Raw genomic sequence first — 22,850 nt, 5'->3', positions numbered from 1 at the left:
GCGTCTAAATGGGCGCGTTTTAAATTTGGATTTTACCCATGACCTCTACTTATAAACGTTACCTGTCAGTCACCAAGCCCGGCATTATTATGGGCAATGCTATTTCGGTAACGGGCGGTTTCTTGCTCGCGTCCCGTGGCGATATAGATTACTGGCTATTGCTCGCAACGCTCATCGGTTTATCGCTGGTGGTGGCTTCAGGTTGTGTCATTAATAACTGCATTGACCGAGATATCGATGGCAAAATGCAGCGCACGGCTAGCCGGGTTACGGTAACAGGCGAACTGCCATTACTTACTGCGATGTTGCATGGTGCTGTGCTAGGCATTTCGGGGTTCGGCTTGTTAGCAGCTTACACCAACCTTACTGCCGTATTTTTTGCCGCTTTTGGCTACGTCATTTATGTGGGTGTTTATAGCCTGTATATGAAGCGAAATTCGGTGTATGGCACCTTCGTTGGCAGTTTGTCGGGGGCCGTTCCGCCCGTAGTAGGTTATTGCGCCGCGAGCGGTCAGTTTGATATGGCTGCAGCTATTTTGCTGGGTATGTTCAGCATTTGGCAAATGCCCCATTCCTATGCCATCGCTATCTTTAGATATAACGACTATAAGGCGGCTGGCATTCCCGTATTGCCTGTTTCGCAAGGTATCGCGAAAGCAAAACGCCATATTGTTCTTCATATTGCGTTATTTGCTTTAGTGGTAATGCTGCTTCCACTCAGCGGTTATACGGGTATTGGCTTTTTAACAGTAGCTTTTGCAACTAGCCTTTGGTGGCTGTTGATGGCACTGCGCGGATACAGACCCGACATCAACGTAGAAGGCTGGGCAAAACGTGTTTTCGGTTTTTCCATTGTGAATATAACGCTGTTATCTATCGCTATGTCACTGGACTATCACACGTCAGTAACGAGTCTGTTTGCACTTTCGTTTTGAATAAGGCGTTTCTAGTCATTCGGTAATATTTGCTTGAAAGCTTCCAATACAGTGTGCGTATAGCAATTCATTCACTTTGGGCAATCAAGGCGTGTAGATTGGGAGCATAGTCTGGCATAGATTGGGAATCAGGCCTGACCGAGTGCTTTTTGCCCTCTGTACAAGCGAATAATGGTGAAGCTATTAACTGCCAGTAACGTAGCTTCAAGCAAGGTGCCGCCAATAGAGCCGACAATAATATTGTTGGTTAGCCAACATATTGCACCGCACAAAAACGCTAAACGCATGCGGATCCCCGATAAACAAAACAAGGCATAAGTACCTATGCATGTGCCCAAAATAGGGAATAAGTCGTACCAAACTTCGGCCAAATACAGCCCGGCTGCTAGCGATATTAATATAAATAGATAGGCGACACTGCGAGAACGGGTTTTAATCGAAATGCCTGTTCTTACCACTGAAAGTAAGGCACTTAAGCATGCGGTAACGGCACCAAGTAGCGCAAAATGCAGGGCGTGATTTAAATTCATCACCACCATCATTATTCGCAGGTGCTGATCATCACGCTGATAAAAGCACAAAATGCCAAGCGCAAAACTCAACATTCCTATCGCTTGGGCTAAGTCGAATTCTGGTATTATCAACATTTTATTCGCGCTAGTGGCTTATTTAACATTCCTACAATTAAAATCTATCTCAAACTAAGCTACTTCAGCTTTTGAGTAGCGAATAAGACAAACTTCTGAGTCCTAAAGCAATTAACAGGATTGGAATTAGCATAATAATACTCCCTCCTCCTGTTCTACTCTCTTGTATTCCACCGTTATTTGTAGAGCCTCCGCCCTGAGCTTCGGAAAGAGTAATCCGTAATGCACTAGAGTTTGAAGTGAGTCCATCGGAAACAGTAAAATTTATGTCTGCTTGGTTTTGAGTAAATGAGGCAGGAATATCGAGATAATAAACAGGTCGTGCAATACTGATATTCTCGTCGATAGATAAATCATCGCTTTGAACCCTCAAGTAGAGCTTATCTTTATTAACATCATTCACAGTGTAGTTAATGGTTAATCTGCTGCCTTTTGAAGCTGTGATAGTTGTATGTAACAAACCGATCGTAGGTGCAACGTTCACGGGCAAAACTTTAACGCTCAGTTGCTTTCTAACTGTCTTTTCGTGGTCTTTAGCAATGAACGCAAAGCTGATAAATTGAGCAGTATCCACTTCTGGTACCGTGAAACTAAAACCATTATTCTGTGCCTCGGTTGTTACGTCTGGGCCCATGAATTGGCGATAACTGACGCTTGAGGAAGCACTTCCATTCAATAGATCCCATGATGCAAAAAGCTTGTCTTCAGCATTTGCGAGGGGGCTTGATATCGATAAATCTAGGGATAGGTTATTCGATGTCTGTTCTTCAGGGAGTAGATATTGGTCTGCAGGTTTTCCGATGCTGTAAAAGCTAAATGTTCCTTGTTGATAGTCGGGGTTTTCGAGAGGCAGAGAGGCATTTGTGGATACTAAGTATTCAGATAAAATACTGTCTAATTCTATTAATTTATCTGGCCTCTCATTCGCTAGATTACGGGCTTCTTCTACATCACTTGCAACGTTATAAAGGGCGTACCTATGTTCTTCCTTGTCACCGTAAAAAAATGTCTTTATTAGTTTCCAACCGTCGTATAAGACTGTAGCGGAAGGAGGTAACCAATCGGGAACGCGAGGCATTGTGGGATAATATGTGAAAATAGGTCTGGGCGATAAGGTGTCACCACGCAATATTGGGCGAATATCTTCACCATCTACAATATGTCCTTTCGGCATTTCTGCGTTTAACCCACTCAATAAAGTAGGATAAAAGTCAGCAGATTGGATAGGTTGATTGGATAAGGTGTTTGACTGAGTGAGGCCTGGCCATATTATGAATGTAGGTACGCGACTGCCACCATCATATTGCGTCGCCTTACCGCTGCGAAGAGGAAAGTTACTTGTTGGATGAATCTCGCCCAGTACATCATACATATTCCCCCCATTATCCGAGGTAAACACGATGATAGTATCATCTATAATTCCAACCTCTTCTAACGCGTCATATAAAATAGCGATAGCATCGTCGAAGTGTTTTACCATTCCTGCGTAAGTTGCACTTCGTTGGCTGTTAAAAGGGGAACGCTTGTTAATGAAGTGCTCCACAACATCCTGCTTGGCGTTAAAGGGAGCATGTACCGAAAATGGCCAGAAATTTACATAAAAAGGACCTCGACTGTGATTGTTTAAAATCCACTTTTTTGCCTCTTTAGCTAAACGGATATCTATATGTTCCTCTTCTGTTTCGGGCGTTAAATTCGGCGCGAAAGACCAAGGTGCAAGATAACCTCCGTAAGGGCCAGAGCCGCTGAAGTGCGGAATATCTATATCGAAACCATGTTCGAGAGGGCTATATGGCGAAGAGCCTAAATGCCATTTTCCAAAATGCGCCGTGTGATACCCCTCGTTCTTTAAAACCTTGACCAGAGTAGGAAGTGATGTGTCAAGACGAGTGGCTGTGAGGGGAACGGTTGATAATTGATTTCGGGGACCACTGCTACGTTCAGATGAAGTAAGCCTAACTGTAGGCGTCTCGATATTCGGATTTAAAATACCATGTCGAGCAGGTGTCTGGCCCGTGAGGATAGAAGCTCTAGTCGGGGAACATAATGGACTATTACTAAATGCCTGAGTAAATGTCATTCCTTTTTGTGCTAGAGCATCTATATTCGGCGTTTCGTAGAACTTATTATGTTGATAGATTGACGTGTCGTTCCAGCCCAAGTCGTCAGCGAGGATAAAAATCACATTTTTTGGCTGATCAGCCTCCGCCGCAAATGTGAGATGTAAAAAACAAAGTAATATTACAAGCTGGCGCATACCACTCCATTGATATAATAATTTTGAAACATCCATGATGTGTCGCATTATACGGTATACTGCAATAATTAATACTTCAATATTGGAAGAGGCATGGCAACGGCATCTGCACTTCACATTTTGGTTAAAACAGAAAAAGAAGCGCTTTCTATTTTAGAGCAGCTTAAAAAGGGTAAGGATTTTGCGACGTTAGCAAAGCGTCATTCTAAATGTCCGTCGGGCAAGCGTGGCGGCGATCTTGGTGAATTCCGTAGAGGCCAAATGGTAAAAGCCTTCGACGATGTGGTATTTAAAAAAGAAGTGCTCAAAGTACACGGGCCGGTGAAGACCCGTTTCGGCTACCACCTTATTAAAACGCTTTATCGTAGTAATTAAAACCAGAGCCTTTTAAAACCAAAGCCGCTAAAGGCCGAAGTAAGCCCGATCCATTCAACAAGCGTTTTAAAGTATGTCCTAGCTAATTACCTTGTTAATTGCCCGGCTCCCACTTTTCACCGCATACTGAATTTTTGGTAAATATGGCGTACGGGCTGTTGGTGTCGTGCAGTGAATTGCGTAGCGCTGCGCCGTGATCTACCGTAATAAAAGCTGTGTCAGAGGCCTTACCTTGTTCATCCAGCATAAAGTAGTCGCTGGAATAGCTTGTTAGCATCATGCGATTGTCGTAACCCATATCGCTTAAGCGAACCCGGGTAATGGCTTTAAATTTAGCATCGGGGTTAGAAAGGCCTACGATTTTCTTAAAAAAGTAGCCTTTATCAGACTGCAGCTGGGAAAAACCATTTAACGTGTTTATCAAGGTTTTTAAATCTATTGCTTCGCGCTGCAGCATGAAGTCGTGCTGGATGGCATTGCCATCTTTTCTAAGGCTGTCTTTCGACGGTGCTTTACCAGCAGTATAGGCCTGCTCTGCTTCCATTGAAGAAAGGTCCGCTTGCCCTTCCTCTGTATAGTGAATCAGTGCGCTCGTATTCATGTTTACGTAGTAGTCGCTGATCCCCGCAGGTAACACTTCAAATAGCATAACATCTGGGGTTACGGCGCCTCGCTCTTCGGGCGTTTGAGGGCCTTTAGCCACGCACTTGTCAGAAATGAAATAGTAATATTGGCCAGCTTCAATGGCGAAAGCTGTATTAGATAGCACCGCGCAGGTGGCCAGAAATAGTAGCCTGGAAGTGAGCTGCTTAATTGCCGTTAAAGTACTGCCTATTTGCATATCAAAGACGCCTTATTGTTTGATGCATTTATCTATCATACCAATGCATGCCGACTGGTATAAGGCGTCATTGTAAGGGGGAGTGGGTAAAAGCGCGAGTTAAGCTTTAGAACGCGCTTTGTGTTTAGTTTGTAGCTCAATAATGCTAAGTAAGAACTTATGAGCCAAACCCACTGTTAACGGGGGCGAAGAACAATAGTGTCGCTAGAGTAGTCTGTAGATATCTGTAAATTGTCGGCAAGGGCGGCAATAAGCGCGTCTACATCATTGGTGTTGAATAGCCCTGCTACTTGCATGTTAGCAAGCGCAGCATCACCTAAAACGACCGTTTTATCCGTATATCGGCTTACTTCTTCAATCACGTCAATTAATGGCTCGCCGCGAAATACAATCTTGCCCTCACGCCAGCTTAAATCATTCGCGATATCTTCATCTGACACGGTCTCAACGGTGCTGTTAGGCAAAGATAAAAGTGATTTTTCACCTTGAACTAACGTCAATGGCTGAGCCTGCGGTTTAATAATTGGATCAATAATGCTTTCGCCATTCGCTTTGTTAAGTGTATAACTGGCGACTTCTACCACGCCTTCGGTAACTACCAGTTCAAGGTCGCCGCGGTGATATTGCACATTAAAAGCAGTACCAACCGCCTGTATTGCTTTACCAGCTGCAAGTACATTGAGCGGGCGGGATTTGTCTTTCGCCACTTCGATATGAAGCTCACCTTTGACAAGCTGAATAATCCGTGAGGTTTCAGTAAAAACGATGTTCACTTGAGAGTTGGTATTAAGCCATAGTGTACTGCCGTCCTCTAAGCTAATGCTCTTGTGCTCGCCCGGTTTGGTCGAGGCTTGTAACGAGTAGCTTGCCATTTGTGCAACAGGTTCGGTTTGGTTAGACGGCGAGAATAAATTTAGCCCCTGATAACTTAACAGCCCGACCATTAAAAACGAGGCAGCAATGGCCAGCGGGCGCTTCCAAGCCACGGTGTGGTTTGCTTTGTGTTTGATGCTAGGCTCAGGTGTATGAGGTACGATCTCAGCCAGTTCGCTAAGCACCGACATCTTGTCCCACAAGGCTACCATTTCGAGGAAGGTGTCTCGATGCAAAGGCGTTGCGAGCCATGTTTTTAGCGCTTGTGTTTCATTGTCATCAAGCCCTTCGTCGAGTTTCACTAGCCATTCGCTGGCGGCATCAAGCACACGCTCATCGCTATTAAACTGTACAACGTTGCTATTGGTACCTGACTTAGCGTTTTTTGTTTCGTTTGTTGAACTATTCATGGGCGTCTCTCTTTACATCCGCCGTACTGTGTTGCCCACCACTTTGATAAGCATTCGGCCGTGTATGCGACGTCGTTTGTCGTCGCATAAACAAAGTGCATCTTTTTATTCCTTCAGCAATATGCTTTTCCACGGTTTTTTCGCTTATCTCTAATTCTTGGGCAATCTCTTTAAGAGAGTATCCATACACTTTCTTCAATACAAATGCGCGCCTGCATTGCTTGGGAAGGGCGCGCACTGCGTCACAAAATAACTTAAACTCTTGCTGGGTGGCGTTGTTGTGAAATGTTTCATCTTCAACACCGCTAATTGCGCTTTCCAGTGCTGCCGCAACCTCTATGCTGTCGTCTACCATGCGTGTTTCTGCACGCTTCAAGTGATCGTAGGCCAAGTTTTTTGCGATTTTAAACAAAAACGACTTGGGCTCTTTAATATGCTCGGTAGATTTCGCCTGACACAAGCGAACATACGTATCCTGCAGTATGTCATCCACTTCTTTAGGCGGCACAAGGCGCGATAGCATTTTGGCCATCGAGCCGCGCGCCGACATATAGGCATTATGTATGGCTGTTTCTATGGGCATATTGTTATTTTTTATCGTTGTTACTTACTAAGACGACAGCCACGCTATTTTCCCCCAGTATTTTCAACATTATCGCTCAAAAATTAAATTTGTTAATGGGTTGTATATAATGCGACGCTAGTTTAAAACAACACCAACAATAACGTGTAGGGTGACGCATACGCATCACACACTCTAATAATCAATAATAACAATAGCGTAAAACCGAATATGCCTGTGGCAAATGAACCATTCGACACAATAATCATGCTGCCTTTTAAGCCTAAAGCTTTAACGGTTGCACTGTGCATGATGTCGTTCGGCGCAAGTCACACTGTTATTGCACAGTCAGTGCTGCCCCACCAACAAGCAGAAGTGATTACACAGAATACATCGCCGCTCTCCGCAATAAATTTCGCTATTCCTGCACAAAGTGCAGACGAGGCAATCATCGCGTTTGCCAATCAAGCCGAGCTGACAGTGGTCTTCCCCTTCAACAAAGTCAGGCATATTTTTGCAAATGAAGTAAGTGGTAACTATACGCCACAAGTAGCAATAGAAAAGCTTTTGGCTGGTACAGGCCTGAGTGCTGATATTGTCGATAACACCCGAATAAAGATAGTGCCTGCTAGCGATAGTGATGAAAACAATCACTTGCTTGGTCGTCTTTTTAACGCCATTACCGCACAAGACGATAGCTTGGTAACCGTACCTGACGAGCAAGGTAGTTACGATATTGAATACATTGAAGTAAGGGGATTACGAGCGCGTGTTGCTCAATCGGTGGGGATCAAACGCAACGCGAACGTCATCATTGATACTATTCAGTCGGTGGATATGGGCAAGTTTCCCGATCAAAACCTCGCAGAAGCGCTGCAGCGTGTGTCTGGCGTATCTATCGACCGCGCAGAAGGTGAAGGTCAACTTGTTACAGTGAGGGGGTTTGGACCGGAATTTAATCGGGTGTTATTAAACGGCAGGCCTATGGCAACCGATAAGCTCGGGCGCGAATTCAGCTTTGATACACTGGCCTCTGAGATTGTCAGCAGTGTTACCGTGCACAAACAAAGCCAGGCGACTATGCAGTCAGGTGGCATCGGCGCTACGATCGATGTTCACACTGCTAAACCTCTTTCTTTCAAGGGAATGCGGGCGGCTGGCAGCATTAAAATGCAGTACGATACTAACTCGCAACAATATGCGCCTTCTACCTCTGCTATGTTCAGCAACACTTATTTGAATAACTCGTTTGGCATTCTAGCCTCTTTTACTCAACACAAGCGTCAAGCGCGACTAGAAGAAGCGCAAATTGATGGTTGGTTGGTAAATACTAACGTACCTGAAAGTGAGCTTTCTGATGACGTTTCTACGCTATATGTACCCAGGAATTACGATCAAAGAGTACGCTTTGACGATAGAACCCGTACGGGATCTGCGCTTGTTTTACAGTATAGACCCAACAACAAGCTAGAGCTTACTGCCGACTATTTGGGGTCGACATTCGATGTAGAGACTTCGGCAACCTCAATGGGTCATTGGTTCACGTCAAGTAATCTTGAAGATGTTACGGTTGATAAAAATGGCACAGCGGTATCTTTCTCACAAAACAGTGGGCACGCCACAGACTTTCACGCTCGCACTTTTAACCGTTCATCGACCTTAAAAAGCTTCGGTTTTGCAGCAAACTATATCGCGAGCGATAGCGTAATCGTTGATACTGATCTGTCTTATTCAATGGCTAATGTCGATGACAATAACGGAGAGGGCAATTCTCTCTCTCTTATCGGCTATTTAAATCGCTCTTCATTCGACCACACTCAGTCAAACATATTGCCGGCTATATCGGGCTTTGAACAAGCCAACCCCCGTCAAGTTAACGCTTTAGGTGAGCTTGCGGGGGTGTCCCATTACTTAGACCCAGCTAACGGCCGTTCCCACGTTATGCTGCGTAGAGGATGGAGTGTCGACGACGATATAGGGCAAGCAAAAATCAATGTAAGTGTGCTTGGGGATGAAAGTTGGTTTAGCAAAATTGACGTTGGAGGAGCATTAACTCAGCGCGAAAAAGCTAATGAAAGAAGAGACAACGAAGCTGACGCAAGACACTGCAGTTTTTGCGGCTATTTTGATGCACCAGATATTCCCGATAACTTCCAAACCATATTTGACGCAGGCGAAGATTTTCTTGGGTCGATTAGCGGGCATGAGAACATACCTCATCAGTGGCTGCGCCACGACGGTGATACATTATTCCGTTACTTAGAAAACGCTGGGGATGTCAGTCTAGCCGCTGAAACACGGGGAAGCTCTTTCGCTGTTAAAGAAACAGTGTATGCGGGGTATATTCAAACCGCTATTGAAAAGGACTACGCGCCTTGGTTTATCGATGTGCATGCAGGGTTACGTGCTGAATATACTGACGTAAAGGTAAGCGGTGTCGATGAGCAGTTATCGGCGTTAGTTATTTTAGACCAAACCGAACTGGGGCAAGAGTTTGGCGCCTCGGTAAATATTGATAAATCGTCAAGCTACACCAATCTTTTACCCAGCGTGAGCGTTAAAGCCAGCTGGTTAGATAGTTGGGTATTTCGCGCGGCTTATAATCACAGTATCACCCGCCCAACCTTAGAACAGATGGCACCAGGTGTAACTTACACCACCACGCGACAAGGTGGCGACCTGCGGGCGCGTATCGGAAACGCACAGCTATTGCCCTTTGAGGCAAAAAACATTGATTTGGCCATTGAGCATTACTACCAGGAAAATAGCTATATATCGGCAGGTTACTTTAGAAAAACGGTAGATAATTTCATTGTTAATGAAAGCAGTACACAAACCTTTAATAACGTGACTGACCCTAGCACCGGCACAGATCCAAATGCGGTTGACGATGCTGATGCGTTAGCACGATTTTCCGTAATATCTCCCAGCAACGGCGAGTCTGCAACGGTTGAAGGGGTCGAGATAGCAGTGCAGCATTTATTTGGCGAATCAGGGTGGGGAGTTCAGGCCAATGCGAGCTTTGTAGACAGCAACGCTGAATTAGACACCGCCAATATCCGTTCAACGTTCGCACTTACAGGGTTGTCGGGTGCCAAAAACATGGTGCTGTTTTATGAAAAAAATGCGCTGCAATGGCGGGTGGCCTGGAACCAGCGAGAAGGGTTCTTGCAATCGCTGAACCAAACCCAAAGCACCGAGCCTACTTTTGTTAGCCCCTACAAGCAGTGGGATATGAGCCTTTCATACCAATTTAGCCCGAGGGTTTCTGTATTTTTTGAAGGTATCAATATTACTAACGAAACCGTGCATAAGCGCGGCCGATTCAGCAATCATCTCTTGCTTGTGCAAGACGCGGGGGCGCGCTACGCCTTAGGTGTAAACATCACGTATTAGTATTCGGTCACACGCAATGTGCAAGCGCCTAGCATTTATGTTCCTTGTGTATTCTTCTCCAGTGTTTCTATTTCTTTCCACAGTTTTTCTGATTGGGCGGTAAGCAATGAATAAGTCTTTATGTCACCGTTTCTTTGCGCGTGCATGGCTTTTTCAAGAAGGGCGTCATACTGCTTCCGCATCTTTTTGGTTGGATTGCTTTTAAAAAGTCCAAACATAGTGAAAGTCCTAAAAAGAGAGATAGCGAGAAAACGTTTGAACAGGAACTTTCGATCACCCATTTTCGTGAACAAACTTTCATAAACATTCATGGGAGAATACTTGAGTGAATAGCAGGCCACTTGGCTAAGTTGAGCTAAGTATGGCCTGCACTTTGGTTACATTAGAACTGGTAAGTGACGTAGGCACTAATACTTCTGCCTGGCTCTGAGTAGCGCTGGTATCCATTACCGCTCACACCGCCAAAGAAACCACCAGTACCGTCTCTTACGCTATTAAGTACTTCCCAGCGGTAATACTCTTTGTCTGTAAGGTTGTAGATCGCCGTGGTAAAGCGCAGGTTTTCAGTAATGTCGTAGTAGGCGAGCAGATCGAAAACAGCATAGCCTGCAGGCGTATGCGATGGACCTGCACCGTTGTTCAACGAGGTGTAGCTAAGTTGAGTACTTTCTTCTACCCCTTTACTCAAAATTGCGACAAGTTCTGCGCCCCAATCACCTTCATCAGATACGTAGCCTAGTCCAACTGTTGCGGTATCTGGCGATACGGTTTCTAAGTCGTCCCCCGCATTGTTAAAAGCAGATGCGGTGTCGTAGGTACCGTCCAATGCCGTATAAGCAAAACGACCTGATACATTATCGGTAAAATGGTAATTGGCCGTAACTTCAAAACCGTCAACAGTCAGTTCGCCCGTATTTTGTGGCTGCGTGAATACATCATCAGTATTGACTACGGTTTCACAACCGAAGCGACCGCACTGCACGGTAGTTACTTCAGTGCCATAAGGCGTTGAATAAGTCTCGTCTTGAATCATGTTAGTGTATTCAGTTCTAAACACCGACACGCTGACATTTCCGTTCTCGAAATCACCAATATAGGTGAGTTCAAAGTTAGTCGATTCTTGAGCATCGAGTTCACTGTTGGCAATACGGTCAAGGTCAATAAACGTGTTACCAGTTATGATATCGGTGACTTCATCGCCTGAGTTTGTACCAAAATACAAGCTTTGGAGCGTAGGCGCTTGGTAGCCCTGAGCAATTCGAGCATTTATAGAGTGGCCTTTTACGAATTCGTAGGTAGCACCAATCTCTCCTACCACCGCACTAAACTCGCTGTCTGTGATACTTAATCCTGTGGGATCTGAAAATGTGCTGTCTACAGTAGGCGTATATTCCGTAGAATCGTAGCGAAGTCCAAGGTTTACGCTTAATTGCTCGCTAAGTTCAACCGTGTCAGCTAGGTAGGCTGTAATTAACGTCTTTTCGGTTTCTGGAACAAAGCTTTGGTCGCGAATAGGGTAGCCGTCTAAAATAGGCGAGTCCGCGGTTTGTCCAGCGAACCTGCGGTCGAACATCACCGCTTCAGCGTCCACCTGTTGAAAACTAAAACCATAAATAATCTCATGGTTAAATTCTCCGGTGATAGATTTGGCTAAATCAACATTGAAACTCAATGAGTCCTGGCTGAAATTGCGGTCTTCGGTACGCAATATAGCGTCGCCGTCTGCACTGCCGTAAAGAAAGCTGGTTACACCCGATGAAAACAGCTCTTGATAGTTCAATGTCACATCTATGCTGTCAGCAAACGCTAGGCCCAGGTTTTCGTTATTAAAGAAAAGCCCAATTCGCTCGCGGTTATTTTCATCCGCTGAGGTGAAGTCGAAATAAGAGTCACTTTGGCGAGAAAGAGGTATGCCGTTCGTTTCTCTGTCTGTCTTTTCGTAAACAAAGCCTAGTTGCTGGTGCTCGGAAAAGTTATAAGCAAGTTTAAGTAAAACTGCATCGACTTGATTATCCATCGGGTCAGCCTGACCACGTGCTGAGCCAGAGATATTCTCACCATGGCTGTGGGCCTCTGTTTCACTACTGTCGCGCATTGTGTATTGCAATAGCGAGTCGAAGTTACCCGTTCTGTTAGCGATGGTGCCGTGTACTAGCCATTCGTCAGAGCGTGCATCAAAACCGGTTTTCAATTTAACGCCTGTGGCATCACCTGTGGCAGGTAAAAAGTCACTCGCTTCATTGGTCACGTAGGTAACTGAGCCAGCAAGGGAGCCTGGTCCTTGCGCGACAGCGCTTGGGCCTTTAGTGATGTTGACGGCTTTTACGTGTTCCAATTCAATTTCGCCGCGGCTTGATCCATACATTCCATAAGCGGCAAATGAGCTTGGGTTTAGCGTTTCGCCTTGACCGACGCCATCTACAGTTACTGCTACGGCGTCTCCTTCCAAGCCGCGAATGTTGAAGCCATCGTTACCGAAACGGTTACCCGTATCATTAGTTTGGACCCCTGGGATATAGCGAGCGGTATCTTCAATATTTGTAATTGAGCGCTTTGACAGAGTTTGTGCATCCAGCACGGTTTCGACAGTCGTTGTCAGGGTTTCTTCACTTTTGGCCTTTGTAACTGCCAATTCTGATTGTTGAGCTAGGGCAGGAAGTGTTAGCGCACAGCCAAGCGAAATAGCTACCGTTGAGCGTTTAAATTTCATTGTTCTTTTCCAATTTTTAATAAAAGTGCAAATAATTAGTATTTCGTATCAACGCTAAGCCTCCTGTTTGCGTCGGTTGATATCATTTTTATTTTTCTTAAATCGCGCCTGTCAAAGCGATTTCTTGACACTTCGTGCGTCAAAAATCGATCGTAATACTATTGATAACTATTATCATTTGCAATAGTATGATTTCACTTTTACACAACTAGAAAATAAAAAACCATGAAAAAACACACGCTCATCAGTTTACCCTTGCTTATTGCAAGCTGCTTCAGTGGCGCTGCTCTAGCCCACGTGGCTTACCTAAAACCGCTTCAGTTTGAACCGGTTAGAGGCGGTAAAGTCACGCTGGATGCATCTTTTGCAGAACAATTTTTTGTACCAGAAGCGGCAATTACGAATGCATCGTTTGAAGTGGTAACCCCTAGCGGCAAGCTAGTGAGTGTGGAGAAGGTTGTCGATCTGTCTACCCGTAATGTTCTTGAGCACACTTTAGAGGAAGAAGGGACTTACCAGTTTTCAACCGGAAAACGCATGGGGGCAATTTTTCGCGTGTATGAAAAGGACGGTGAGCGTGGCTCTATGCGAGGTAATGAAAAGCCTCTACCTGAAGGTGCGATATTAAAAGAGCACTTTCAATCAGTTACGTTTGCAACAACGTACGTAACGAAGAAAGGGCCAAGTGAACAGGCGTTAGCGCCAAGAAACGACGGCTTAGAGATCGTGGCAATTAATCACCCTAACAGTTTGTTTGCCAACGAGAGTTTTAATTTCAAAGTTCTGTTTAACGGTAAGCCTGTTACCGATCATGAAATCTCGGTGTACCAAGGAAAAGATCAGTTCGCCGAAGAATCTGATGTAGAAAAATTAACGACAAATGCCAATGGGCAAGCGTCATTTACTCCTTCAGCACAAGATGTCTATTTGATGCAAGTAAGACTGCGTACCGACGCGCCTGATGGTGCAGACGTGCCCACTTATAGCTACACCACCACACTATCATTCGAAGCCTATTAATCATTGAGGGTACAAGGAGATAATTATGTTTAAAACAGTAAGTTTAGCCGTTGTATCTGCGCTTTGTATTAGCGCTTCGGCAGTAGCGGCACCACATAGCGCCAGCGGCATTATATTGACCTATGACTTAAACAAAGACGAGTCACTTCCATTAGAAGAGTTCGTTGATGCCAGACGCGCTCGCTTCAATGCGTCTGATACCAACAAAGACGGTGTACTTGATGAAAGTGAATATGTTTATGAGTGGGAAGGCAAAGTAGAAAAACGGTTAGCTGAAGACAGAAAAGCATCGGTAAAACAAACTCACATACGTTTCCATGCTGTTGACAGCAACGATGACGAGTTCATTACTATTGATGAAGTAAACGCGGTGGGTGAGCGAAGTTTCTCACGTATGGACAGTGATAATGATGGTGTAGTTGCACTGGGCGACCCTGAACCAGCGCCCCGTCGCTCGGCGTCACAGGAAAAAGATGACAAACCTGAGCTAGTACAGCGCCCTATGTTGCGCATGCCGACCAGCCACAATATTGAAGGCTTTGTCACCTTATACGACCAAAACGGTGACGAAAAGGTAACAAAAGAAGAGTTTCACGCCGTTCGCAAAGCGCAATTCCAGCGTACAGACGAAAACAGTGATGACAAGCTTACAGAGCAAGAATACGTGCTTGAGTTTGAAGACAGGCTGGATGCACAGATCGAGAAGACCCATGAAGGGCAAATTAAACAAACTTACGTTCGCTTTGAAGTTCTTGATACAGACGAGAATGGCAAAATGACATTTTCAGAGTACATGGTGTCTGGGTTTAATGCCTTTCATCGCTACGACACTAATGGTGATGGCTACTTAACGTTAGCTGATCCAGCGCCTGCGCCACGTCAGCAGGAGCAAAGTGACACCACCACTGCACAAGTCAGCGAATAATGGTTGGGCGTTTCCTTTTATATCTGGCGGTATTTACCGCCAGCTATGCTGTTAAGGCCGAGTTGTATGTGTTTCCTGCACCATCACCAGAAGCAACCTCCCACACGCTTAACACAGAAATAACCCTGTACGAAGAGCAGACACTTAGCGCCATTGAGCAAAAGAATATTGATCTACTGATTAAAGACACCTATCAAACGCTAGATAAATCAAACGCAACGAGTGCGCTTAGCGAAATTAATCAACGTTACGAAGGTACACTTCCGGCGTGGCTGTACACTGCCATTAAGCGGTGCGAGGATTGGTTTAATCGGACTGAAGGTAACATAAGCTGCCGCAACGGTGCGCTTTATGACTATTGGGCCGAATATGTTCAAGGTAAGCATGACCTTTCGCGTCGCGAAGTGAGACGTCTTGCTCGTGTGGCGCGCATTGCTGAGGTCAATTTTAATGACGATAACAGCGTGGCATTTGCGTCACCTATCCAGTGGGATTTATCCGAGTTCACAGCTTCTCTTGCCGTAGATCGCATTGCTCACTACCTGACATCACTTAATATTCGCTCTTACCACATTAGCGCGCAAGGACTAGAAACCCACGCGTCGAACCAAGGTTTTAGTTGGCAGGGGACCGTGGCGCAAGAGGCTGTAATTCAAAATGGCCGCGCAACGGACGCTGTTAGTAAGCCAAGCACCATCGCATACATCAGGCCGTGGCAACGCCCAGTACTTTCTACTTCAAAGCTGGCGTCTTTAGAAAAGGGCGTGTTAAGCCACAGTGACGGTTGGCCTAGCGCCAAGTTTCAAGCCATATCAGTGGCGGATAACGCATTTGAAGCCATGTTGTTAGCACACTTTTCGGCAACCAAAACAGCGCAGCAAGCCATGGAGTTAGTTAACGCGAACCCATCACTAGCGCTGAAGTTAATTGATGAAAATGGCAGGGTATTTACCAGCAACACCTATACAGCTCGCACGTCGGGTAAAAACAAGGCTGAAAAAAATGGCCACGCCATCTCAATTGATATCACCTTACCGCTATTTGACATTGCAGATTATCGCGGTCCTTACGTAAGCGTGTGGATAAGCGACGAAAAGAACCGGCTAGTAAAAAGCTTGGCGCTTCGCGGCACCAGCGAAAGATGGCTAGGCGAGCTGCGCACATGGTGGCGAAGAGTGGGTCGGAAAAATGAAGGTTTAGTCGATGGGTTTGCCGGGGCTACAAAGAAAAACGCACCCTTGCACATAGAGTGGGATGGATTGGATGATTTTGGAAAAAGCGCAAACTCGTCGTCGCTAATACTTCACGTTGAAGTGGCCAGAGAACACGGCGGTCGAAGCTATGAGAAAATTCCATTTACCTTTGATAGCCTGACTTCACCAATAACCGTAACGGGCACGGATGAAATCGCGTCTATTACACTCTCACTAATGAATTAGTCGTCAATCTTAAAATTGCAGTAACGAGCACTACCAAAGGCAGCTATCGCAAATCGCTATCTGAAGTTTTCATAGCCCTCATTATTAGGGCTGAGCGTTTTACCCTTTAAACGTGATACTGGCGTTTGCGGTTAGCCTGCCTTCTTTCACATCAGCATAATCCGAAATATCGTTAGGTAAACAGCCGCTGTGCAGCAAGTTGGCTGGATACAACACAGCGCGATTAAACATAGGCTCAATACGGGCGATTTGGGTGAACATGGCGGTATCACCGTTTATGTACGCTTTAGGTGGTAACCCTACGCTGGTGGCTTGACGTTTTAAGGTTTTAAAATAGCCTTCGTATTGCGCTGCATTAACCCGCTCTAACCCCGTTTCAATATGTCGATAGAATGCAGTACCGCCCAAAGGCGCGCTAAACAGATAGTGCACCAATGCCCATTCATTATCCTTTTGCGTATCGATGTGCGGAATACATTGAATGGGCGACAAACTTTTCGGCGCTTGATTGGCTATGGAAAGTTGCACTAGGGGTATTTGAAGCGGCTTTTCCACGCCAAAATCTTGTAGCCCATTATGCGAAGCAAGTTGGCTAAACAACAACGGAAGCGAGGTATGTAGGTGTTTGACATACTCCTGGGGCGGGTGACTTCTCACCCCCGGATAAAAGTCGCCATCTTGTTTTGTAAATGGGTGGTGTTGAGCAATTGTTTCTACCAAACTCAGCGGGTCTGGTATGAAACCATCGATAACAACAATCGGTGTGGCTTGCTCACCAACCTTAATCAATTCGTAGTTTGAAACCATGCGTCTGCGTTTTTATTCGCCTTGTTCTTTTTGTCGATAAGGGCATAGATTTGTGCGTTTGACGCTATGAGCGTGTAAATGCTTTGCAGCATGTGTTGTGCATGCAAATCAGCAATCGCGTCAGCACTAAGCGCCGCTAGCTTATCTTCATCAATGGTATATAACCCTGTTATAGACGTTTTGCTTTCGTTTTCAAAGGTAATATCTAGGGTGAATGGTGTGATAAGGTTGTGCTGTTGCAGCGCGGCAATAAAACGTTGATTTTGCGTTTCACCGTCAAGAAGCTGAGCAAGGATCTGCTGCTTTTCTAACAGGTAGTTACTGGGCTCTCCCGTGTTATCAAAAAGCGGTGTGCCTTTTTCTTCGCTTACTGAAGCGTTATCCATATCAATGCACAGCACCCGGTTACTGCTGTCAGCGCTTTGCGCTTCCGTTCCTACATAAAAAGGCAGGCGTTCAAACTGTGCCGGAATATAAACCGCATCCCATTCACCTTGCTGCCAAAATAGGTTTTCCTTTTCTTCAAAACCTAGCAAGGCAGATAAGCCAAATTGTCCTGAGTCGTCAAACTTGGTGATCACCACGGGATAATGCACCACTAGCTTGTTTAGCTCAGAGACCACCACAGGAACAAGGTGCTGATTGGCACTGAGTGACAATGCATCGTCGGTTACTTTCAAATCTGCATGTTGTTTATTATTAATGGCAACCATGTGAGTCATACGTAGGCCCTGCTTATTGATTTACGTTAAACGGCCTGCAGGCCGAATTGGTGAATTTTATTAATAAGTTCGCGATGTTTAGGCAGTTTCTCCACCGCCATGCCGCGAGCTTTTCTGTTCTGCATCAACTGTTGCTTGGCAAAGTCGGCGTTAACCCATTGCTGATGTGCGCCTAAATCTGAGGTGAACCCCATACCGTACAGGACATACTGATAGCTTGCCGCGGGGAATACCTCGTTGTTGCTGGTAAAGTCTTTGTCACTAGGTGGGTGGTATTGCCACAGTGCGAGTAATTCTTTTAATGAATCCGGAATAGTATGACTATCGCGATTGTCCAGCCAAAATGCGCTGTCTTCTCGCTTACTCAACATGTAATGCAGCTTTAAGAAGTCGATAATTCGCTGCCAACGGTAAGAAAAGGTGTCATTAAAGCGCTTCGCTACAATATCCATTACGGCTCGGTTTGCTGGTAACTGTTCAGCAATCATTGAGGCAGACAGCTCCACCAGTACAAGCGCTGAGGCTTCTAACGGCTCTAGAAAGCCCGCCGCTAGCCCAACAGCCACGCAGTTATTTTGCCAAAAGCGCTGCCTGTGTCCGCTTTGAATAGTAATGTCTTTTACGTTTATCCCATCTATGCCGTTTAACGTGCTGGTTTGGCGAACGTATGTGTCTAAGCGAGCATAGGCGTCATCTTTACTCTGATGCCTACTGGAATAGACGTGGCCTACACCTCGGCGTGACTGCAAACCGATATCCCAAATCCAACCGGCGTCTTGTGCGGTGGAGATAGTGTGGGATGCAATAGGACTTTGCGGGGTGTCATAAGGCACGTGTACTGCTAATGCTCGGTCGATAAAAAGTACATCGTCACAGGGAATAAACGGCACCTTGTAGTGTTCGCCGAGCAGCATAGATTTGAAGCCGGTACAGTCAACAAAGAGGTCGCCTTCTACTGTTACCCCTTGCTCGGTATGAAGGGCTTTGATATCGCCGTTATTGCTGCTTTCGATGCGGTTAACGTCGGCCAGCACATGGTGTACACCTAGTTTTTCAGTGCAGTGTTTGGTTAAAAAGGCGGTAAATTTTCCTGCATCTAGGTGATAAGCATAGTTAGCGGTGCCTGCAAACTCTGCGTGACGTATGCTTTTGGGGGCACAACCTGCTTCGCATATAGCTTCCTGAACACATACTGCATGGGAAAAAGACTCGTTTAATTCTGGTGCTACAGTCTGCCAGTAAGGACCTAAATTTGTTTGCGAAAACCCTTGGGGCAGCATAAGAGGGTGGTAGTAAAAATCGTGCTCTTCACCGCTGGTCCACTTAGCAAACTTTGCTCCTTGCTTGAATGTGGCGTCGCATTCTTTGATGAAAGTGGTTTCGCTAATACCCAATGCAATTAGTGTTGAGCGCATGGTTGGCCAGGTGCCTTCGCCCACGCCAATAATAGGCACATTGGGGCTTTCTATTAAGGTTACTTTAATGTCTTTGCGGGTAGCGCACTGATGTTGCGCTGCAATACGACCAGCCGTAAGCCACCCTGCGCTGCCGCCACCGACTACTACAATGTGCGTTATGGGAGTTGCTGTTGTCATACTGTGTTCCTGAATAAAAACTGTGGCTACCAAATGGTAGCCACGAATGTGGGACCAACAAATGTCGGCCCCAATTACGCGAAACTAAAAGTTTCCGCGCACACCGAAGGCCCAACGTCTGCCGCTGTCTTCAACCAACAGCAAGTGATTAGAGAAGCGACCGCGTTTATGTACAAACTCTTCTGTAAGGTTAATACCTTCAAAGAAGATTTCTACATTGTCTGTCACGCTGTAGCTACCGCTAATGTCAAGCTGTTGATAAGACTCAACAATGGTTGGGCCGTCACCCTGCCCTTGTGTTAACGACTGAACAAATTCGTCACGCCAGTTATAGGCAAGACGAATCTGGTAGTCGTCAGTTTCATAAAAAGCCACTAAGTTATAAGAATCACTCAACCCAGTTAGCGCAAATACTTGGTTAATATCGAATGGATCGAGTTCGGCATCACTATCAACAATAGTTCCATTGGCAAGTACACCAAAGCCGTTGTCGAAAGTGTGCTGAAGCGCAATCTCGAAGCCGTCTACCGTTGCGTCTTCACCGTTATTTGGCAGTGTATTGGTAAACACAGCTACGTCGTCACCCGCATCTGGGGCGCTAGCGTTAGTGCCTGTAGAAGGGTCGGTTAGCAAGCTGCCGTCAGCAAGCTCGAAGGTTTTGTCTTCTTGGCTATTAACAATAAAGTTCGATACCAACTTTCTGAAGTAACCAATTGATGCATAACTTGCTTCGTCATAGTAATACTCTAGTGACAAGTCCAAGTTGTCCGATTTGAATGGTTCTAACGCAGGGTTACCACTGGTAGACGTTAAGTCACCACCTTGGCGGGTGGTTGTAATTACTGTCACCGGCGACATGCTGTTAAGCGTAGGGCGAGTAATAGTTGAACTCGCAGCAAAGCGCGCAATTAAGTCGTCGGTAATTTCCAAACGTACGCTGAAGTTAGGTAATAGCACGTCGTAATCAGACTCAGTGGCAATACTTTGCGCATCGCCAAAACCAGCCAGCATTTCGGTTTGATCCAGAATCGTTAAGCCCGTTATTGGCGCTTGCGTTCCGTTAACCGTCACATCCGTCATTTCATAACGCACACCAGCGGTTGCGCTTAAGAACATGTCTGCAACTTCGCCTTCAAAGTCGAATTCCATATAGGTAGAGATAATATCTTCTTCAACTTCAAAGCTGTTATTGCGACGCACCGCATCAAAACTAATCGACTCACCGTTGACGCTTTGATAATAAGACTCTAAAAACGCAAAGTTGGCTTCGCCATCATGGGCAAGCCAAGAAGTGGGCATACGACCGCTACCACTTACGTCAGAAAGAAAATCGCTGCCTGCGTCAAAAACGTATTGGCTGCCTGCTGGGATCTCAGGTAAGTCTGGGTAACCACAGTAAGTACAGTGAATACCTACACCTTCATTGTCCCAACGGGTAAGTGATTTGGTTTCGGTGCTGTACTGTGCGCCAAAGCGAATTTCAGTTAAGCCGCTGCCATCTGTTACGTATTCGCCGTCAAAGCGCAGCTGGCTCACTTCATCTTCTACCGCCCAGCCTCGACGCAGCATTACGTGAGCTCGGCTGTTAGCTTCATCAAGATGATTGCTCACACCATCAGGTGTCAGTGCAGGGTTGTATATAGGGAATCCGTCAGGACCAGTAACAATCGCGCCATCTAGTTCTTGTTGTCCGCTATAAATATTGTCATTAGGCGAAGCGAACATGCTGGCAACTGGTAAAATGTTGTCATCTACTTGGAATCGTACGCGGTTGGCATAACCAATAAGTGAAAGCTGATCGCCGCCACCATTATTGGCTTCGCGTTCGGCTTCTGAATGACTTAAATCAAACGATAAATTCAGATTATCAGAGTACTGGTAATCAAAGTTAAGGCCTATGGCATAGGTATCAGTTAAACGGTCGAACGTTTTGGCGTGCATATCTGTCGCCAAACCTACCTCTTGGTATAAATCGACAATAGTACCGTTTGCATCAACCGTTGGGCTGCGGCGATTGCCGTTTTCATCAAACAGGCTGCCGTCATCACCTACACCCTGAATGTTAGGTGCGGTAAACCAGTGGCCGTACGACGTTGCTTCAGACTCTACGTCAAAATCTGAATACAGTGCGTCAGCAGTTACTACCAGTTTGTCGTTAGGTGCATATTGGAATACAAGATTAGCGTTTGTTCGGGTACGCTCTTCAAAGGTCACTTTGTGATCGTAGTTTCGCGGTGAAAATACATTGCCTGTCCAAGCGTCGCCTGACTGCGTAACAGGGTTTGGCACGCCAACGTTCTCTAGCCAACCGTCCATCTGAGCCTGGTTAAGGCGAGTCTCACGCTCTTGGTGTGAAACGGCAAGTAATACACCGAAGGTGTCGTCATTGAAGGTGTTGCTAATAAGGCCAGAAAATTGCGGCGTAGTTTCTTCGCTATTTTCGTCGTACACGCCTTTTACCGAGCCCGCCATTTTAAAACCGTTTAATGCGAACGGGCGCGCGGTATTAATATTAATGGTAGAGCCTACACCACCAGACTGCATTGTGGCCGTTGACGTTTTATGCACATCAAGGCTGCTTACTAACTCAGAAGCAATCGTGTCGAAACTGAACGCACGCGAATCGTTTTCAGACGCCATTTGACGGCCATTTACCAACACGGTGTTAAACTGTGGTCCAAAACCACGTACGGTAATTAGCTGGCCTTCACCGCCTGAACGGTCGATAGATACGCCGGTAATACGCTGTAGTGATTCAGCTAAGTTGGTATCGGGAAAATCACCGATGTCTTCTGCGCTAATGGCGTCGACTACGCCAGCAGAGCTGCGTTTAACATCCATCGATTTTGCAACCGATGAGCGGATACCACTTACCTCAATCACTTCTACGTCTTTATTGGGTTGCGCGTCTTGGGCAAATGCACTATTCGCAGAAATAGCTGACGCTAAAACTGCTGCCACTGAGCATGCAAGCTTGGTTTTCCTATACATGATGGTGTGTGTCCTAATCGTTAATTTTAATGCGCCTTATGGTGTGCACCCCACTTGGCTTTCTCTCACAGCATTTCGCTGTTAATTCATCAAGACGACACGCTTTGTAAAATCCCCCAAATTTATTTAACAATTTTTTAAATTAATTGAATCACCTTATTTAAAAGGCGTGATTTCTTCGACATCGATTAGCGTAATCCACCTTTACGTGTGTTTAAAAAATGCACAATTATTAATGTATTCACAGAATAAATGCTTCTTTATCTACTTCATTTATCACCTGTATGCCATTTCTATATAAATATTAGTTATGACTCGTAAGTAAATGATACTAGTGATGTATGC

General features: G+C 45.6%; 17 protein-coding genes. 6 read left to right on the top strand and 11 right to left on the bottom strand.

What is annotated here, in order from left to right:
- Positions 1–38 precede the first annotated feature (38 nt).
- On the top strand, positions 39–935 hold the full coding sequence (gene cyoE, locus ACFI6L_RS11890; protein WP_239217771.1) for a heme o synthase: 897 nt from the start codon (positions 39–41) through the stop codon (positions 933–935).
- A gap of 128 nt (positions 936–1,063) precedes the next feature.
- On the opposite strand, the gene ACFI6L_RS11885 is transcribed toward cyoE, so the two are convergent.
- Together ACFI6L_RS11885 and ACFI6L_RS11880 are read right to left on the bottom strand one after the other, a co-directional pair.
- On the bottom strand, positions 1,064–1,582 hold the full coding sequence (locus ACFI6L_RS11885; RefSeq protein WP_101566352.1) for a YgjV family protein: 519 nt from the start codon (positions 1,580–1,582) through the stop codon (positions 1,064–1,066).
- A gap of 64 nt (positions 1,583–1,646) precedes the next feature.
- Positions 1,647–3,875, bottom strand: coding sequence for a sulfatase (locus ACFI6L_RS11880; protein WP_462574077.1), 2,229 nt, complete (start codon positions 3,873–3,875; stop codon positions 1,647–1,649).
- A 57-nt stretch (positions 3,876–3,932) separates the two neighbouring features.
- Between ACFI6L_RS11880 and ppiC the strand changes: the two genes are divergently transcribed.
- Positions 3,933–4,214, top strand: a complete 282-nt coding sequence (gene ppiC / locus ACFI6L_RS11875) for a peptidylprolyl isomerase PpiC (RefSeq protein ID WP_278384565.1) — start codon at positions 3,933–3,935, stop codon at positions 4,212–4,214.
- Between the two features lie 94 nt (positions 4,215–4,308).
- Here the strand turns inward: ppiC and ACFI6L_RS11870 are convergent, their stop codons facing one another.
- From ACFI6L_RS11870 to ACFI6L_RS11860, 3 genes are all read right to left on the bottom strand, one after another.
- Positions 4,309–5,055: a hypothetical protein gene (locus tag ACFI6L_RS11870; protein ID WP_462574076.1), complete on the bottom strand. Its 747-nt coding sequence runs from the start codon at positions 5,053–5,055 to the stop codon at positions 4,309–4,311.
- A 176-nt stretch (positions 5,056–5,231) separates the two neighbouring features.
- Positions 5,232–6,338 (bottom strand): FecR family protein, encoded by a 1,107-nt coding sequence (locus tag ACFI6L_RS11865; protein WP_462574075.1) that lies wholly within the window; start codon positions 6,336–6,338, stop codon positions 5,232–5,234.
- Positions 6,331–6,921, bottom strand: a complete 591-nt coding sequence (locus ACFI6L_RS11860) for a sigma-70 family RNA polymerase sigma factor (RefSeq protein ID WP_462574074.1) — start codon at positions 6,919–6,921, stop codon at positions 6,331–6,333. The genes ACFI6L_RS11865 and ACFI6L_RS11860 overlap by 8 nt, the downstream gene beginning before the upstream one ends.
- Positions 6,922–7,131: 210 nt before the next feature.
- Here ACFI6L_RS11860 and ACFI6L_RS11855 point away from each other — a divergent pair, with 210 nt between their 5' ends.
- Positions 7,132–10,296 carry a TonB-dependent receptor gene (locus ACFI6L_RS11855; RefSeq protein ID WP_462574073.1) on the top strand — a complete coding sequence of 1,055 codons (3,165 nt, stop codon included), beginning with the start codon at positions 7,132–7,134 and terminating at the stop codon, positions 10,294–10,296.
- Between the two features lie 35 nt (positions 10,297–10,331).
- Here ACFI6L_RS11855 and ACFI6L_RS11850 read toward each other — a convergent pair whose 3' ends face one another.
- Both ACFI6L_RS11850 and ACFI6L_RS11845 read right to left on the bottom strand, forming a co-directional pair.
- Positions 10,332–10,514 (bottom strand): DUF6435 family protein, encoded by a 183-nt coding sequence (locus ACFI6L_RS11850; protein WP_039229326.1) that lies wholly within the window; start codon positions 10,512–10,514, stop codon positions 10,332–10,334.
- A 164-nt stretch (positions 10,515–10,678) separates the two neighbouring features.
- Positions 10,679–13,006: a TonB-dependent hemoglobin/transferrin/lactoferrin family receptor gene (locus tag ACFI6L_RS11845; protein WP_462574072.1), complete on the bottom strand. Its 2,328-nt coding sequence runs from the start codon at positions 13,004–13,006 to the stop codon at positions 10,679–10,681.
- 225 nt (positions 13,007–13,231) lie between these two features.
- Between ACFI6L_RS11845 and ACFI6L_RS11840 the strand changes: the two genes are divergently transcribed.
- From ACFI6L_RS11840 to ACFI6L_RS11830, 3 genes are read left to right on the top strand one after another with little or no spacing between them, the layout of a single operon-like run.
- The gene (locus tag ACFI6L_RS11840; protein WP_075177214.1) at positions 13,232–14,026 is read left to right on the top strand and encodes a DUF4198 domain-containing protein; all 795 of its coding nucleotides are present in this window, start codon (positions 13,232–13,234) and stop codon (positions 14,024–14,026) included.
- 25 nt (positions 14,027–14,051) lie between these two features.
- Positions 14,052–14,951: an EF-hand domain-containing protein gene (locus ACFI6L_RS11835; protein ID WP_061486789.1), complete on the top strand. Its 900-nt coding sequence runs from the start codon at positions 14,052–14,054 to the stop codon at positions 14,949–14,951.
- Positions 14,951–16,390 (top strand): DUF2271 domain-containing protein, encoded by a 1,440-nt coding sequence (locus ACFI6L_RS11830; RefSeq protein WP_462574071.1) that lies wholly within the window; start codon positions 14,951–14,953, stop codon positions 16,388–16,390. Before ACFI6L_RS11835 ends, ACFI6L_RS11830 begins: the two co-directional genes overlap by 1 nt.
- A gap of 99 nt (positions 16,391–16,489) precedes the next feature.
- Here the strand turns inward: ACFI6L_RS11830 and ACFI6L_RS11825 are convergent, their stop codons facing one another.
- From ACFI6L_RS11825 to ACFI6L_RS11810, 4 genes are all read right to left on the bottom strand, one after another.
- Positions 16,490–17,197, bottom strand: coding sequence for a DUF6445 family protein (locus tag ACFI6L_RS11825; protein ID WP_075177216.1), 708 nt, complete (start codon positions 17,195–17,197; stop codon positions 16,490–16,492).
- Complete coding sequence (locus ACFI6L_RS11820; RefSeq protein ID WP_014951249.1) at positions 17,176–17,919, bottom strand: SapC family protein; 744 nt, start codon at positions 17,917–17,919, stop codon at positions 17,176–17,178. Before ACFI6L_RS11820 ends, ACFI6L_RS11825 begins: the two co-directional genes overlap by 22 nt.
- A 26-nt stretch (positions 17,920–17,945) precedes the next feature.
- A complete protein-coding gene (locus tag ACFI6L_RS11815; RefSeq protein ID WP_462574070.1) occupies positions 17,946–19,514 on the bottom strand; it encodes a tryptophan halogenase family protein in 1,569 nt (522 codons plus the stop codon).
- A gap of 84 nt (positions 19,515–19,598) precedes the next feature.
- Positions 19,599–22,505 (bottom strand): TonB-dependent receptor, encoded by a 2,907-nt coding sequence (locus tag ACFI6L_RS11810; protein WP_462574069.1) that lies wholly within the window; start codon positions 22,503–22,505, stop codon positions 19,599–19,601.
- Between the last annotated feature and the right edge of the window lie 345 nt (positions 22,506–22,850).

Source organism: Alteromonas sp. G4i35, from assembly GCF_054960375.1.
This window is presented reverse-complemented; position numbering and strand designations above follow the sequence as displayed.

What these genes read in the sequence shown, in the direction of transcription:
- ACFI6L_RS11845 (WP_462574072.1), bottom strand. Translation starts at nt 13,006, where the DNA reads ATGAAATTTAAACGCTCAACGGTAGCTATTTCGCTTGGCTGTGCGCTA.
- ACFI6L_RS11850 (WP_039229326.1), bottom strand. Translation starts at nt 10,514, where the DNA reads ATGTTTGGACTTTTTAAAAGCAATCCAACCAAAAAGATGCGGAAGCAG.
- ACFI6L_RS11835 (WP_061486789.1), top strand. Translation starts at nt 14,052, where the DNA reads ATGTTTAAAACAGTAAGTTTAGCCGTTGTATCTGCGCTTTGTATTAGC.
- ACFI6L_RS11815 (WP_462574070.1), bottom strand. Translation starts at nt 19,514, where the DNA reads ATGACAACAGCAACTCCCATAACGCACATTGTAGTAGTCGGTGGCGGC.
- ACFI6L_RS11840 (WP_075177214.1), top strand. Translation starts at nt 13,232, where the DNA reads ATGAAAAAACACACGCTCATCAGTTTACCCTTGCTTATTGCAAGCTGC.
- ACFI6L_RS11860 (WP_462574074.1), bottom strand. Translation starts at nt 6,921, where the DNA reads ATGCCCATAGAAACAGCCATACATAATGCCTATATGTCGGCGCGCGGC.
- ACFI6L_RS11820 (WP_014951249.1), bottom strand. Translation starts at nt 17,919, where the DNA reads ATGACTCACATGGTTGCCATTAATAATAAACAACATGCAGATTTGAAA.
- ACFI6L_RS11870 (WP_462574076.1), bottom strand. Translation starts at nt 5,055, where the DNA reads ATGCAAATAGGCAGTACTTTAACGGCAATTAAGCAGCTCACTTCCAGG.
- ppiC (WP_278384565.1), top strand. Translation starts at nt 3,933, where the DNA reads ATGGCAACGGCATCTGCACTTCACATTTTGGTTAAAACAGAAAAAGAA.
- cyoE (WP_239217771.1), top strand. Translation starts at nt 39, where the DNA reads ATGACCTCTACTTATAAACGTTACCTGTCAGTCACCAAGCCCGGCATT.
- ACFI6L_RS11810 (WP_462574069.1), bottom strand. Translation starts at nt 22,505, where the DNA reads ATGTATAGGAAAACCAAGCTTGCATGCTCAGTGGCAGCAGTTTTAGCG.
- ACFI6L_RS11855 (WP_462574073.1), top strand. Translation starts at nt 7,132, where the DNA reads ATGCCTGTGGCAAATGAACCATTCGACACAATAATCATGCTGCCTTTT.
- ACFI6L_RS11880 (WP_462574077.1), bottom strand. Translation starts at nt 3,875, where the DNA reads ATGGATGTTTCAAAATTATTATATCAATGGAGTGGTATGCGCCAGCTT.
- ACFI6L_RS11825 (WP_075177216.1), bottom strand. Translation starts at nt 17,197, where the DNA reads ATGGTTTCAAACTACGAATTGATTAAGGTTGGTGAGCAAGCCACACCG.
- ACFI6L_RS11865 (WP_462574075.1), bottom strand. Translation starts at nt 6,338, where the DNA reads ATGAATAGTTCAACAAACGAAACAAAAAACGCTAAGTCAGGTACCAAT.
- ACFI6L_RS11830 (WP_462574071.1), top strand. Translation starts at nt 14,951, where the DNA reads ATGGTTGGGCGTTTCCTTTTATATCTGGCGGTATTTACCGCCAGCTAT.
- ACFI6L_RS11885 (WP_101566352.1), bottom strand. Translation starts at nt 1,582, where the DNA reads ATGTTGATAATACCAGAATTCGACTTAGCCCAAGCGATAGGAATGTTG.